Raw genomic sequence first — 13591 nt, 5'->3', positions numbered from 1 at the left:
GACCTTCAATCGAAATCGAGGCAGGAGTAGCGGACCATGTCGCCCCACAACCGGTCGAGCCGGCGGAGCGTGCGATAGCTGGCCTTCAGGTCGCGGACCTCGGTCTCGTTGCGCACCAGCGCCTCGGCCTGCGCCTGTTCCATCCGCCGCAGCCCCTCCCACAGCTCCCGCCCCTTGTCGGTCAGCTGCAGGCGGGCGGTGCGGCGGTCGCGCTGGTTGGCGGCACGGTTGATGTATCCGGCGTCGACCAGGATCTTCAGGCTGTAGGAGGCGTTGGAGCCGAGATAATAGCCGCGCTCCATCAGGTCGCGGACCGACAGCTCGTCCTCGCCGATCAGCATGATCATCAGCGCCTGCACCGGCCCGATGTCCTCGACGCCCTGCTTGGACAGCCCGACACGGACGACATCGAGATAGCGGCGGTGCATCCGCTCGATCAGCCGCGCCATGCCGTGGAAGTCGGCGAGGTCGAGAGCCTCGCCGGGCTTGCCGCCGGTCCGGTCGGCGGAGGTGTCGTCCGCTCCCGGTTCGGGCACGTCGTCATCGTCCCAGTTCAGGTTGCTCATCGCGTCCATGATCCCGGCTCTACCATTGCCGTCGTCCTTCCTGCTGACTCACTCCGCCGCGGCGGCAAGGCCGCGGAAGCCGTTGGGATGTGCGCTGCGCCATGCCCAGGCGCTGCCGATGATGCTGTCCAATTCCGGGAAGCGCGGCTGCCAGCCGAGGTCGCGGCGGATGCGCTCCGAGGACGCGATCAGCACCGGCAGGTCGCCGGGGCGGCGCGGGCCGACCTTCACCGGGACGGTGCGGCCGGTGATGCGCTCCACCGACGCGATCACCTCGCGCACGCTGTAGCCGGTGCCGTTGCCGAGGTTATAGCGGACCGACCGCTCGTCCAGCGCGTCCAGCACCCGCAGATGGGCGTCGGCCAGATCGCAGACATGGATATAGTCGCGAATGCAGGTTCCGTCGCGCGTGTCGTAGTCGTCGCCGAAGATCTCGATGTGCGGACGCTTGCCGGTGGCGGCGTCCATCACCAGCGGGATCAGGTGCGTTTCCGGGCTGTGATCCTCACCCAGCTTGCCGTTGGGATGGGCGCCGGCCGCATTGAAGTAGCGCAGGCAAGCGGACCGCAGTCCATGGCAGCGGTCGGCCCAGTGCAGGGCGCGCTCGATCATGAACTTCGATTCGCCATACGGGCTGCCGGGATCGATCGCTTCGTCCTCGTCGATGGGGATGCGCTTGGGCGAGCCGAACAGGTTGGCGGTGGAGGAGAAGACCAGCTTCATCACCCCCGCCTTCACCGCGGCGCGGATCAGGTTCAGCGAGGTGACGGTGTTGCCGTGCAGGTAGGCGTGCGGGTCGCGCATCGATTCGCCGACCACCGACAAAGCTGCGAAGTGGAACACCGCGTCGAAACGCCATTGCCCGAACACGCGGGCCAGCGCCGCCTCGTCGGCCAGATCGGCCTGGATGAAGGTCGCCTCGGCCGGAACGGCTGCGGCATGGCCCTGGCGCAGATTGTCGAACACCACGACCCGGTGGCCGCGGTCGAGAAGCTCCGCCACGCAGTGGCTGCCGACATAGCCGGCGCCGCCGGTGACGAGGATGGTTTGGGAGGTCGTCATGGAGTGTGGGTTTCCTTGAACCGGTTTTCGGGCCGCAACCGGAATCGGGCGGCCGGCGTGGTGGAAGGAAAACGGGGAGCGGGTTTAGGGCGGTGCAGGGGCCGGATGGGGGGATCACGGCGCCTTGCGCAAAACTCATGCAGCGCAGCATGCACGATGTCGGCAGCGTCTGACCAGATGGCTGGGAAAACTCCACCGAAGGGCCTAAGACCTTAGGCGAATCTCAGTTTCTTCTTTTTCTGTCAGTGACTTAAGCGCCATTCCATACCCCTTTTTCGGACGCTGGAAAGAGGTGCTGGCCAAAACTTGTCACACGTCTCTAAAATGTCTCCGGTGTAAAGCTTGAGCGTGCCAAATCCGCAGACGCTCCCCCCGCGTCAGGATCTGTCCCAGCATAGGCGGTTGCCCGGTCACCGGGCAGGCCGCATCCGGCATCCCCCCAGCCGGCTTCCTGTCCCGCGTCCGTCGCCGCCGGCAGCTTTTCCTGTTTTCCCCGATTTCCAGCGCCGCATCAGGTGGCGAATCCTCCTTCAGGAAGGATCGAAGATGAGTTCCGTGGATCGGCCCCTGCTGACCCAAGCCTACCGGAAGATCGGACAGGGCCTGCTGCTGGCCGGTGTCCTCAGCCTGTTCGTGAATGTCCTGATGCTGGTGCTGCCGCTCTTCACCATGCAGGTCTATGACCGGGTGATGAGCAGCCGCAGCCTGGAAACGCTGACGATGCTGGCGATCATCGCGGTGGGGGCGCTGGCGCTGTACGGCGTGCTGGACTTCATCCGCGCCCGTGCCTTCCTGGTGACCAGCGCCGTGATCGCGCACCGCTTCAACGTCCCGGCGCTGGAGGCGTCCATCGTCGACGCGCTGTCGGGCGGGCCGCGCAATGCGGCTCAGACCATGCGCGACCTGAACGACCTGCGAAGCTTCATGACCAGCAGTGCGGTGACCGCTCCGCTGGAGCTGGCCTGGGCGCCGATCTTCCTGGCTATCCTGTTCCTGCTGCACCCGGTCTATGGTGTGCTCGCCATCATCTCGGCGCTGGTGCTGCTGGTGATGGGCGTGCTGACCGACATGCTGACCCGCCGGCCGATGGCCCAGGCGAACGAGGCCTCTGCCCGCGTCTTCGCCGACATCGCCGGCACCGTCCGCCATGCAGAAGCCATCGAGGCGATGGGCATGCTGCCGGCCCTGGCCCGGCGCTGGCAGGCGGCGCAAAGCGGATCGGCCGGAATGATCGACCGCGGCGCCACGCTGTCGCGCGGGCTGGCCGCGTCCTCCCGCTCGCTGCGGATGATCCTGCAGGTCGGCGTGATCGCGGCCGGTGCCACGCTGGTGATCGACAATCTGGTGACGCCCGGCAGCATGATGGCCGCCGGCCTCATCACCGGGCGGTTGCTGCACCCCTTCGAACAGCTGGTGGACGGCTGGCGCCAGTGGGTGAAGGCGCTGGAGGCGCACCGCCGCATCCGCGACCTGCTGAACAACGGCGCCTCCGCCCGCTCCACCATGCCGCTGCCGCAACCCACTGGCGCGCTGACCGTCGACCGCGTCAGCCATGTGCCGGCCGGTCTGAGCCGCCCGGTGTTGCGCAACGTCTCCTTCGCGATCGAGGCGGGGGAGGTGCTGGGCGTCATCGGCCCGTCGGGCGCCGGCAAATCGACACTGGCCCGCCTGCTGGTCGGCGTCTGGCAGCCGACGGCCGGCGGCATCTATCTGGACGGCACCAGCACCTATCTGTGGGAGCGCGAAAGCTTCGGCAGATATGTCGGCTACGTGCCGCAGTCGGTGGCGTTGCTGGACGGCACCATCGGCGAGAACATTTCCCGCATGGCCAGCGCCGACCCGGCGGAGATCGTCCGCGCCGCCCGGTTGGCGGGGGTGCACGAGATGATCGGCCGCTTGCCCTTCGGCTACGACACGCCGGTGGGCGATAGCGCCTTTTCGCTGTCCGGCGGCCAGCGGCAGCGCATCGCGCTGGCCCGCGCGCTGTTCGGCTGTCCGCGCCTGCTGGTGCTGGACGAACCCAATTCCAACCTCGACCATGAGGGCGAGCAGGCGCTGCTGAACGCCGTTCACAAGGTGAAGGCAGACGGCACGACGGTGGTGATGATCGCCCACCGCCCCTCCATCGTCGCCATCGCCGACAAGCTGGTGGTGATGAAGGAGGGCGCTGTCGAGCATTTCGGCGCCCGCAGCGACGTCCTGAAACTGGTCCAGCCGGGCGGCGTCCCCGCCGGCGTGACCCGCCTTGTCCGCAGCGGAGAACAGCGATGAGCAGCGACACGCCCCTCCTGTCGTCCCAGCCCGTCTGGACCGCCACCATCGACATGGCGCCGGTCGAACCGTCGCTGCGCGGCACCGCGCTGGCGGGCGCGCTGGCCGTGCTGGTCGGCTTCGGCGGCTTCCTGACCTGGGGCTTCACCGCCAGCCTGGACAGCGCCGCCCTTGCCGCCGGCACCGTGATGGTGGAAAGCCACCGCAAGACCGTTTCCCATCTGGAGGGCGGCATCCTGCGCGATCTTCTGGTCAAAGACGGCGACCTCGTGCAGGCCGGCCAGGTGCTGCTGCGGATGGACTCGACGCAAAGCCAGGCCGTGGTCGCGCAGTTGCAAGGGCAGTATTGGACCGCGTTGGCAAAGTTGGGCCGACTGCGCGCCGAACAGTCGGACGCACCGAATCCCCTGTTCGCAGAGGAACTGATGAAGGCCGCTCGCGACAACCCGGTGGCGGCCGAGGCGATGTCGGTGGAGGAACGGCTGTTCCGGTCCCGCCATGACAGCTACGAGGCCCAACTGGGAATCCAGCGAAAGCAAATCTCCCAGCTGCGCGACGAGATCGTGGCGCTGGAGGCCCAGCGCGTCGCAACCGCCGACCGTCTGCGCTACACCCAGGACGAGTTGCGGGTGGTGCAGGGTCTGCTGGCGAAGGGATATGAGCGCAAGCCGCGGATGCTGGAGCTTCAGCGCAACGTCGCCGATTCCGAAGGCCGACTGGGCGAGCTGATGGCGAACAAGTCCAAGGCGGAACAGGCCATTGCCGCCGCCGAGCTGACCATGATCAACATCGGCAACACCCGGCGGTCGGAGGTCTCGACCGACCTGCAGGCGGCCCAGGCCAGCGTTTCCGACCTGTCCGAACGGCTGCGCAGCGCCGATGACGTGCTTCTGCGCCAGGCGGTCACCGCACCCCAGGCCGGGCGTGTGACAGGTTTGAAGTTCTTCACCCCAGGCGGCGTGATCCCCACCGGAGCCGGCATCCTCGACATCGTGCCGCAGGACGACGCCATGATCGTAGAGGCGCGCGTCTCACCGCATGACGTCCAGAATGTGGAGGTCGGCAGCAAGGCAATGGTGAAGCTGACCGGCTATCGCCAGCGCGCCGTGCCGCCGGTCGCCGGGCAGGTGGTGTCGCTGTCGGCCGACCAGTTGGAGGACGAGCGCACCGGCGCCTATTACTTCGCGGCGCGGATCAGCATGGATGCGGCGGAGCTGAAGGCCCTGCCGAATGTCGAGCTGCATCCCGGCATGCCGGCCGAAGTGATGATCCACGGCCACGCCCGCCGCGCCATCGATTATTTCCTGACACCGCTGACCGACGGCCTGCAGAGGGCCTTCCGCGAGCGGTAAGCGGAACCGCCATCCCCCCGGTCCTCCCCCGTTCGGGCCGGTGTGGGCTGGGGTCCTTGCATGGGTGTCCATCTCCTGCCAAGCGGCCCCGTGGAAGGGCCGGCGTCCCCCACGCCGGCCCTTTTGCACATCCCCTTTGCGGGAATGACGGCTGAGTAAAGCGCAGCGTGCAATCCGATGCGAAAAGCGCCCCGACCGTCAGCTGGGGCTCGACTGTGGCTTTAAGTGGACCACCGGATTTTAAAAACCTTCTTTTAACGATTTGGGCTTTTTGCTGGATTTTCAGCCGGTCCGTGGCTTTGCAATGGCGGAAATGCGGGTCTGACCACCATTTTTTAAAACGGAAACTGCTTAGAATTTCGATGCAAATCAGACTAACTGTCTTTTTGAAAATATCGACAATGCGTTCTACTGCAAGAATCAGTTGTCTTGACTCAACTTTCTCTTCCATGTGCCCGCGTTTTATCACACTATCCGCCCTATAGATTTGGTTACACCGAAAGGCGAGCTCAGCCTTTCGAGCGAGGCCGAAAGACGGCCCAACAATCCCAATCACATCGCAAGGAGACACCTACGATGGCTACGGTTCCTGGGGGCAGCTACGACGTGCATGTCGGCACGAATCATGACGATCTGCTGGTTGGCGGACAGGGGAACGACCTGGTGCTGGGGGGCAACGGGAGCGACACTCTGCTCGGCGGCGATGGACATGACGCTCTGTTCGGGGGGAACGGTGCGGACGTGATCCATGGCGGCACTGCGGCGGACGTGCTGCTGGGGGGTAACGGCACCGACATGATCGACGGCGGTTCGGGCGACGACATCATCCTGGGGGGGAATGGTGACGACGTTCTGATCGGCGGCGCCGGTCGTGACGTGCTGGATGGCGGCAACGGCAATGACGTGCTGTCCGGGGGGGACGGCAACGACATTCTGACCGGCGGCAAGGGTGACGACATCCTGTCCGGCGGCGGCCACGACGACATCCTGGACGGCGGCAAGGGCAACGACATCCTGCATGGCGGCACCGGCAACGACATGCTGTCCGGCGGCGACGGCAACGACGTGCTGTTCGGCGACGACGGCAACGACATTCTGGACGGCGGGAAGGGCAACGACATCCTGTCCGGCGGCGCCGGCCACGATGTCTTCATCTTCTCCGGCGGCGGCGGCCAGGACGTGGTCCTGGACTTCAAGGCCGGCGAGGATGTTCTGCAGATCTCCCGCAACATCAACGGTCTGAAGGTGACCGACGCCGCCGATCTGGCCGCACGCGTCACCGACCAGCATGGCGACGCCGTGATCGACCTCGGCCATGGCGACAGCATCACGCTGAAGGGTGTCTCGGCTGCGGACATCCACAACCACCCGAACGACTTCTTCGTCATCCACTAACCGGGCACTGATCGTCTGACGCTTTTCCAAGCGGCTGATGAGAAGGACGGACCGGTGGTGTCAAAGCCGCCGCCGGTCCCCCTTTGCCCGAAGTCCGCCTTTACGACCTTCAGATCCATCGACGCTGCCGGAATCCCAATCAATGACCGTCATCGCCGTCCTGCCGAATTCGGTGTCGATCGCCCCCGCCCAACGACTGGCGCTGGGCCGCCGCTTCCTCCTCGTCTCCTGGACGATGGACGGGACGGCGGACGGCACGACCGGCCCCGTCGGTTCGATCACGCCGAGCGTCGACGGCGAGCCGGTGCGTCCGCCCTTCACCACGCTGACCGTCGAGACCGGATGGGGCGGGCGGCGTGTTCTGTCGATCCTGCCGGCACCGCGTGACCCGCGGATGCCCATCCATTTCATCGCCAATAACCGCGTGATCGCCGAGCTTCGCACCGAATCCGGCGCCGCCGACCTGGACCCTACCGGGCTGCTCGGCAGTCTGGACGGCGCCGCCCGGCTGCGGGTGTTGCGCTTCCTGTTCGACTTCGCCTGTTCCACTCCGGCCCTTCGTCGCGATGCCGCCTTCGCCGTGCTGTGCCGCCGCCTGGTGCTGGATCGTGGGGCGGAACCGGCCGATCTGGCGGTGCGAGCAACGGCGGGTGGCAACCTCCTGCTCTGTGCCGGCGCACTGTCCGGCCGCTTCGGCGCCATCACCGGTCTGGTGGTGCTGTCGCCGAACGCAGCGGTACGGGCGCCGTTCGATGCCTGCATTGGTGCCGATCCGGCGGGGAAGGGGCGCATCGCCTTCGACCTGCTGATCGACCGTGGGCTGTGCGCGCCGGGCAACCTGCTGGTGGTGCTGGGCGCCAACGGCGTCGCCTGCCGCCGTTTCCCGGAGGAACCGGTCGGCCTGCCGACCCTGACCGACCGGTTGAACGCCCGTCCCGACACGCCGGCCGCGCTTCGCCATTATCTGCTGACCAGCCTTGCCCAACGTGGCCGCAGCGATGCGTCCGCCGCCTCGGCGGTCAGCGAGTTGCAGGCGCTGGCCCCGCTGCCGCGCCGGCAGGCCGCCGACGCCAAGCGGCCGATCGGCGCCTCGCTGGACCTCGCGGTTCCCACGGCCGACGGCGGGTTGTTCCTGGCCGGCTGGCTGCATGATCCGCATGGGCTGGCGGCGGAGCTGGTGGTGCGCACCCCCTTCGGCGGCGAACGCCGGGTGGAGCGCTTCGCCCACCGCTTCCCGCGCGAGGATGTCGCCAAGCTCTACGGCATCACGGGCGCTGGCGTCATCGATCGCAGCGGTTTCATCCTGCATCTGCCGGGCCCGCCCGAGCCGGCGGAGGCGCTACAGGTGACGGCGGAGCTTCGGCTGGCATCGGGCGGCGCGCTGCGCCTCGTCCCGCCGCCGCGTCCGCAGGCCGATGCCGACGCCCGCGCCGCCGTGCTGGGCAGCCTGCCGCCGCGCTTCGCCACGCCGGAGTTGCTGGAGACCGTCATCGGCCCTGCCGTCGCCCCGCTGCACGCCGCCCATCTCGCCACCCGTGGCGAGCCGGAACTGGTCGTCTTTGGCGAGCGCAAGACCAAGCCGGCGGTGTCGGTCATCATCCCGCTCTACCGCACGCTGGAATTCCTGCGCTTCCAGATCGCTTGCTTCGCCACCGACCAGGATATGGCCGATGCCGAACTGGTCTTCGTGCTCGACAGCCCGGAGCAACGCGACGAGGTGGTGCATCTGTTGCGCGGCTTCCACGGCCTCTACGGCCTGCCGATGCTGCTGCTGGTGCAGAGCGCCAATTACGGCTATTCCGCCGCCAACAATGCCGGCGTCGCGGTGGCCCGCGCCAATCGCCTGCTGCTGCTCAACTCCGACGTGGTGCCCGACCGCGCCGGCTGGCTGCCGCAGCTGGTCGCGGCGCTGGAGGAGCGTCCCGGCATCGGCGCGGTGGGTCCGAAGCTGCTGTTCGACGACGACAGCCTTCAGCATGCCGGGCTCTATTTCGACCGCGATCTGCAGGGCGCCTGGTACAACCACCATTACTTCAAGGGCCTGCCGCGGGACTTCGCCGCCGCCTGCCGTCCGCGTTCGGTTCCGGGCGTGACCGGCGCCTGCCTGCTGACCACGCGGGCCGCCTACACCGCCGCCGGCGGCTTCTGCGAAGACTACATCATCGGCGACTTCGAGGATTCGGATCTCTGCCTGCGCATCCGCGGCCAGGGTCTCGATATCCGCTATGCCCCGTCGGTCGAGCTGTATCATCTGGAACGCCGCTCCATCGGCAGGCACCAGGGCTACACCCGCGGCGTCGCCTCCGAATACAACCGCTGGCTCCATGGCCGCCGCTGGGCCGACCGCATGGCCGAGTTGATGGCGCGCGACTGGGATGCCGACGACGAGGTGCGGCCCACTAAGGCCGGCCGTGCCCGCAAGACCGCACAGGTGATCCGATGAATGCGCTTCTGCCGACTCCGCAGCTTGCCGTCCTGCGCCGCCAGACCGATCCGCGGCTGGAATGGCTCTGTGCCCAGATCGCGCGCAACCGCTTCCTGCCGGTGCCGCCGCCTGAGCTGCATTTCATCGGCGACGGCGATTTCCGCGCCATCGGGGCGGAGTTCCTGCGCCATTTCGTTCGGCTTGGCGGCTTGCGTCCGGACCACAAGGTGCTGGAGATCGGCTGCGGCGTCGGCCGCATGGCGCTGCCGCTGACCCAGTATCTGGACTCGTCCTACGACGGCATCGACATCGTGCTGGACGGCATCCGCTGGTGCGCCTCGACCATCACCCCGGCCTATCCGGAGTTCCGCTTCCACCATCTCGACGTCGCCAACGGCCTCTACAATCCCGATGGCCGGATCGAGGGGGAGGCGGCGACGCTGCCCTTCAAGGCCGCATCCTACGACTTCGTCATCCTGACCTCTGTCATCACCCACCTTCGCACGGCCGACACCGAGCGCTATGCGGCGGAGATCGCGCGGGTGCTGAAGCCCGGCGGGCGCTGCTTCCTCAGCCTGTTCCTGGCAGACGCCACCGCGCGTGCCGGCATCGCCAAGGGCACCGCCCGCCCGCCATTCCGGGACCTGCCGGGAGTCGAGCTGCTGGCCGATCCCGAGCATCCCAACGCCGCCGTCGCCTATGACGAGGAGTTCCTGCTCGGCCGCTTTGCCGCCCATGGCCTGCGGACGGCGCGTCCCGTGATGCGCGGGCACTGGAGCGGCCAGCGCGAGGCCGAGAATTTCCAGGACCTGCTGGTTCTGGAGAAGGGGAGCGTGCCATGAGCCGCCGCCGCCTTCCGCTGCTCCCCGCCGGCCATGTCTCGGCCCGGCCCGCCCCGCGCCAGCCGGCGCGCCCGCTGGTCGCCGCCCGGCCGCCGCGGGTTCTGCTGATCGCGCACAACCACCCCAGCCTGCATCCCGGCGGCACCGAGATCTTCGCGCACGAGCTGTTCGGCGGCCTGAAGGCGGCGGGGGCGGAGTGCCTGTTCCTGGCCTGCACCAACGACACCCACCGGGCGCCGCGTCCCGGCACCGGCTTCCAGACGCTGGGCCGCAGCGCCGACGAGGTGCTGCTGTGGGCCGGCCATTTCGACCATTTCCACCAGAGCCAGATCGACCTGCACGGGCTGGTCCCCGACCTGTCCAACCTGCTGCGCGCATTCCGGCCCGACATTGTACATGTGCATCACACGCTGCTGCTGGGCGTGGAGATGCTGTTCCTGATCCGCCGCGTCTGCCCGGATGCGAAGATCGTCTACACGCTGCACGACTATTACCCGATCTGCGCCAATGACGGGCAGATGGTCACCCCGCCGCGTGGTGAGGGCGGACGCGCTCTTTGCAGCAAGGCGTCGCCGGATGCCTGCCACCGCTGCTTTCCCGACCGGCCGGCCGACCAGTTCCTGCTGCGCGAGAAGCACATCAAGGCGATGTTCGGGCTGGTCGACCGTTTCCTGGCGCCCAGCCGCTTCCTCCGCGACCGTTATGTCGCCTGGGGCCTCGATCCCGCCCGGATCGAGGTGATGGCGAACAGCCGCCCGTCGGTCGAGCCGGCCCCGGTGCGTGGCCTCGCCCCCGGTGCGGCGCGCGACGCCTTCGCCTATTTCGGCAACCTGAACCCGTTCAAGGGCGTCACCGTGGCGCTCGACGCCGTCGCCCGCATGGCGCGGCAGGGCCTCTCCCCCTCATTGGCCGTCCATGGCGGCAGCCTGTACCAAGCGCCGGAGTTCCGCCAGCGGGTAGCCGACGGCTTCGAGGCGGCAAACGGCCTCGCCACCGCCCACGGACCCTACCGGCCGCAGGAAATGCCGGCGCTGATCGCCGCCGCCGACTGGGTGGTGATGCCGTCGATCTGGTGGGAGAACGCGCCGCTGGTGATCCAGGAGGCCTTCCAGCACCGCCGCCCGGTCATCGTCAGCGGCATCGGGGGCATGGCGGAGGCGGTGCGCGACGGCGTCGACGGCCTGCATGTCCGCCCCAACGACCCCGCCGACCTTGCCCGCGTCATGACCCGCGCGATGACCGAACCCGACCTGTGGGACCGGCTGTCGGCCAACATCCCCGCCGTCCGTCCGACGGAGGAGGCCGCGTCGCTCCACCTCGCGCTTTACGGCGAGCTTCTCTCGCCGGCACCCGCCGCTCTTATCCAGGGGAACCGCAACCGATGAAGGACCGCAGCACCAAGGCCGACATCACCGCCGCCGTCCTGCTGGACGAGGACACGTTGATGCTGTTCGGGGCGATCGACCAGCCCCTGCCGGCTGACAGCATGGTGATGCTGGACGGTATGATCGACGGCCGGTTTCGCGGCGGCTGCTGGACCGACGGGGCGGGGGAGCGCTGGTTCCTGGGCGCCATCCGCGTCACCGGTCTGGCCCACATGCGCCCGTCCCGCATCGAGATCGAGGATGCCCGGGGCAAGCACCTGCTGCTGCCGCGCCTGTCCAACGTCCGCACCAACCCCGCCCATCTGGTTGCGGCCTTGCGCGAGGTGCAGCCGCAGTCGCTCGGCGTGGCGCTGGACGTCGCCGTGACCCTGCTGTCCGGCCCGGAGATGGGCGAGGGCGAGGCGGGGGACGGCGACCGGCGCACCCGCCTGCTGTCGGGGCTGGCGCATGAAGCCTCCCGCCCGGATGGCTTCGCCGAAGTGCTGGGCCGCTTCCGCGACGGCGCACTGATGGTGCAGGGCTGGTCGCACGGCTTCCCGGCCGGCACCGCTCCCGTTTTGGTCGAGGCCGACGACCTGCGCCCCCATGCCAGCTCCGCCGCGCCCTTCCACCGCCCGGACCTGCCCGACGATGCTTCCGGTCTGCTGACCGTTCTGGAAGGCCCGGTCGCCGCGCCGGACACCATCCGCCGCATCCATTTCCGCGCCGCCGACGGCTGGCGCCATCTGGCGATCTTCGAGCATCGGCAGTTGCTGGCCGACGGCGTCGCCTCCGCCCATGCCCGCGACATGCTGGGCCAGTTGCAGGGCGATGCCGCCCGCCGCGGTGTCGCCTCCGCCATCGCCGCCCGCTACAACGGGGTGGAGACGGTGTCGCAGATCCAGGCTCCGGTGCGCATGGGGCTGGACATGGCGGTGCGGGTGCCGGGTGCCGGGCTGTTCGTCTGCGGCTGGCTGCTCGATCCCACCCAGGCGGTCCGCGCGGTGACGGTGAAGGGCGGCGGCATGACGGCTCGGCTCGACGCCGACTGGTCGCGGCTGGCCCGCAAGGACGTGTCGGACGCCTTCGCCCACGACCCGCTGTTCGCCGGCCGTCTGCCGCCGGGCAACGACGCCCACGGCTTCACCGCCTTCGCCCGCGAGCCGGCCGGCATCTCCGCCGACGCCGAATTCCATCTGGAGCTGTCGCTGGCCGACGGCATCGCCTTCCTGCCGCTGCCCTGCCAGCCGCCGACCGGCGAATCGCTGCGCCGCATGCTGGGGGCGGTCAACCCTGACAGCCCGGCCATCGACCGCGTCGTTTCCACCCACCTGGGTCCGATGCTGCGTACCGCGGCGTCGGGGCAGCCGGCCCCGTCCTCCGTCCTGCATCCGATGGGCCGCGCGCTGAAGAGCCCGCGGGTGTCGGTGGTCCTGCCGGTCTGCGACGGGCGGGAGGATGTCGATCTCAACCTCGCCCGCATGGCGAACGACCCGGACTTCGCCGAGGCGGAGATCCTGGTGGTGGCCGGTGCCGGCACCCATGAGCGGTTGGCCGGCATGGTCCGGCAGGCCGCCGGCTTCTACCGTCTCTCGGTCGGCTTCGTCGCCGCACCCACCGCCGCCGACCCCTTCGAGGCGGTGGCGGCGGCCCTGCCGCATGCCCGTGCCGACCGTGTCCTTCTGCTGTCGCCATCGGTGCTGCCGACCGAGCGCGGCTGGCTGTCGGCGCTGGAACGGGCGATTCGCAAGCCGAACGCCGTGGGCTCCGCCGCGCTGGCGCCGGTGATGGTCAGCCCGACCCTGCTGTACGAGGACCATTCGGTCCGCTTCGCCGGCATCGTCGCGGTTGAGGGGCCGGACGGCATGGTCACCTACGAGCGCCGCTTCGCCGGATATCCGCGCGACTGGCTGAAGGAGCAGGAGGCGTCAGCGGTCGATGCCGCCTCGGCCGACTGCGCGCTGCTGCCGCGCGACCTGCTGGTGCGGGCGATGGCCGACGGCGGCCGCTATCTCGGGTCGGAGCCGAAAGGTCTGGACCTGTGCCTTCGGGTTCGGGCGGCCGGCGGGTCGTGTCTTTGGCTGCCGAAGGTCCGACTGGTGGCCGTCGACGAACAGTCCCGCAACGCCCGCGACCCCAGGCTGGAGCGCATGAGCGCGCTGGTCGACGAATGGAGCTTCGCCGAGCGCTGGAAGGCGTCGATCGCGGCCTGAGTTATTGCCCCACTAACCCTCCCCCACCCAGCGGGGGAGGGGCGGGATGGGGGCAAGCGACACAACCACTTCACCACCCCCGCTTAGGACAGACGGTCACA

Annotated in this window: 9 protein-coding genes; 7 read left to right on the top strand and 2 right to left on the bottom strand. The window is 68.6% G+C overall.

Features of this window, described 5'->3' with window-relative positions; translation table 11 throughout:
* Positions 1-5 precede the first annotated feature (5 nt).
* Both FZ938_RS15585 and galE read right to left on the bottom strand, forming a co-directional pair.
* Positions 6-566 carry a MarR family transcriptional regulator gene (locus tag FZ938_RS15585; protein ID WP_246458098.1) on the bottom strand — a complete coding sequence of 187 codons (561 nt, stop codon included), beginning with the start codon at positions 564-566 and terminating at the stop codon, positions 6-8.
* A 48-nt stretch (positions 567-614) separates the two neighbouring features.
* Positions 615-1628: a UDP-glucose 4-epimerase GalE gene (gene galE, locus FZ938_RS15580; RefSeq protein ID WP_149199414.1), complete on the bottom strand. Its 1014-nt coding sequence runs from the start codon at positions 1626-1628 to the stop codon at positions 615-617.
* A 546-nt stretch (positions 1629-2174) separates the two neighbouring features.
* On the opposite strand from galE, the gene FZ938_RS15575 reads away from it, so the two are divergent.
* The 7 genes from FZ938_RS15575 (at position 2175) to FZ938_RS15545 (ending at position 13490) form a co-directional block, all read left to right on the top strand.
* Positions 2175-3899: a type I secretion system permease/ATPase gene (locus FZ938_RS15575; protein WP_149199413.1), complete on the top strand. Its 1725-nt coding sequence runs from the start codon at positions 2175-2177 to the stop codon at positions 3897-3899.
* Entirely contained in the window at positions 3896-5251 is a 1356-nt protein-coding gene (locus FZ938_RS15570; protein WP_149199412.1) for an HlyD family type I secretion periplasmic adaptor subunit, read from the top strand. Before FZ938_RS15575 ends, FZ938_RS15570 begins: the two co-directional genes overlap by 4 nt.
* A 576-nt stretch (positions 5252-5827) precedes the next feature.
* Complete coding sequence (locus tag FZ938_RS15565; RefSeq protein ID WP_149199411.1) at positions 5828-6646, top strand: calcium-binding protein; 819 nt, start codon at positions 5828-5830, stop codon at positions 6644-6646.
* A 142-nt stretch (positions 6647-6788) separates the two neighbouring features.
* The gene (locus FZ938_RS15560) at positions 6789-9089 is read left to right on the top strand and encodes a glycosyltransferase (RefSeq protein WP_149199410.1); all 2301 of its coding nucleotides are present in this window, start codon (positions 6789-6791) and stop codon (positions 9087-9089) included.
* Complete coding sequence (locus FZ938_RS15555; RefSeq protein ID WP_149199409.1) at positions 9086-9913, top strand: class I SAM-dependent methyltransferase; 828 nt, start codon at positions 9086-9088, stop codon at positions 9911-9913. The genes FZ938_RS15560 and FZ938_RS15555 overlap by 4 nt, the downstream gene beginning before the upstream one ends.
* The gene (locus tag FZ938_RS15550) at positions 9910-11298 is read left to right on the top strand and encodes a glycosyltransferase family 4 protein (RefSeq protein WP_149199408.1); all 1389 of its coding nucleotides are present in this window, start codon (positions 9910-9912) and stop codon (positions 11296-11298) included. The genes FZ938_RS15555 and FZ938_RS15550 overlap by 4 nt, the downstream gene beginning before the upstream one ends.
* Positions 11295-13490, top strand: coding sequence for a hypothetical protein (locus tag FZ938_RS15545; RefSeq protein WP_149199407.1), 2196 nt, complete (start codon positions 11295-11297; stop codon positions 13488-13490). The genes FZ938_RS15550 and FZ938_RS15545 overlap by 4 nt, the downstream gene beginning before the upstream one ends.
* The last annotated feature ends 101 nt before the right edge of the window (positions 13491-13591 follow it).

This window comes from Azospirillum oryzae, from assembly GCF_008364795.1.
In the GTDB taxonomy this organism is placed as follows: Bacteria; Pseudomonadota; Alphaproteobacteria; order Azospirillales; family Azospirillaceae; genus Azospirillum; species Azospirillum oryzae.
The sequence above is the reverse complement of the archived record's forward strand: the minus strand, read 5'-3'. Positions and strand labels throughout refer to the sequence as shown.

Coding starts and splice junctions, on each gene's coding strand:
- FZ938_RS15585 (WP_246458098.1), bottom strand. CDS start 566: ATGAGCAACCTGAACTGGGACGATGACGACGTGCCCGAACCGGGAGCG.
- FZ938_RS15575 (WP_149199413.1), top strand. CDS start 2,175: ATGAGTTCCGTGGATCGGCCCCTGCTGACCCAAGCCTACCGGAAGATC.
- FZ938_RS15545 (WP_149199407.1), top strand. CDS start 11,295: ATGAAGGACCGCAGCACCAAGGCCGACATCACCGCCGCCGTCCTGCTG.
- FZ938_RS15550 (WP_149199408.1), top strand. CDS start 9,910: ATGAGCCGCCGCCGCCTTCCGCTGCTCCCCGCCGGCCATGTCTCGGCC.
- galE (WP_149199414.1), bottom strand. CDS start 1,628: ATGACGACCTCCCAAACCATCCTCGTCACCGGCGGCGCCGGCTATGTC.
- FZ938_RS15555 (WP_149199409.1), top strand. CDS start 9,086: ATGAATGCGCTTCTGCCGACTCCGCAGCTTGCCGTCCTGCGCCGCCAG.
- FZ938_RS15560 (WP_149199410.1), top strand. CDS start 6,789: ATGACCGTCATCGCCGTCCTGCCGAATTCGGTGTCGATCGCCCCCGCC.
- FZ938_RS15565 (WP_149199411.1), top strand. CDS start 5,828: ATGGCTACGGTTCCTGGGGGCAGCTACGACGTGCATGTCGGCACGAAT.
- FZ938_RS15570 (WP_149199412.1), top strand. CDS start 3,896: ATGAGCAGCGACACGCCCCTCCTGTCGTCCCAGCCCGTCTGGACCGCC.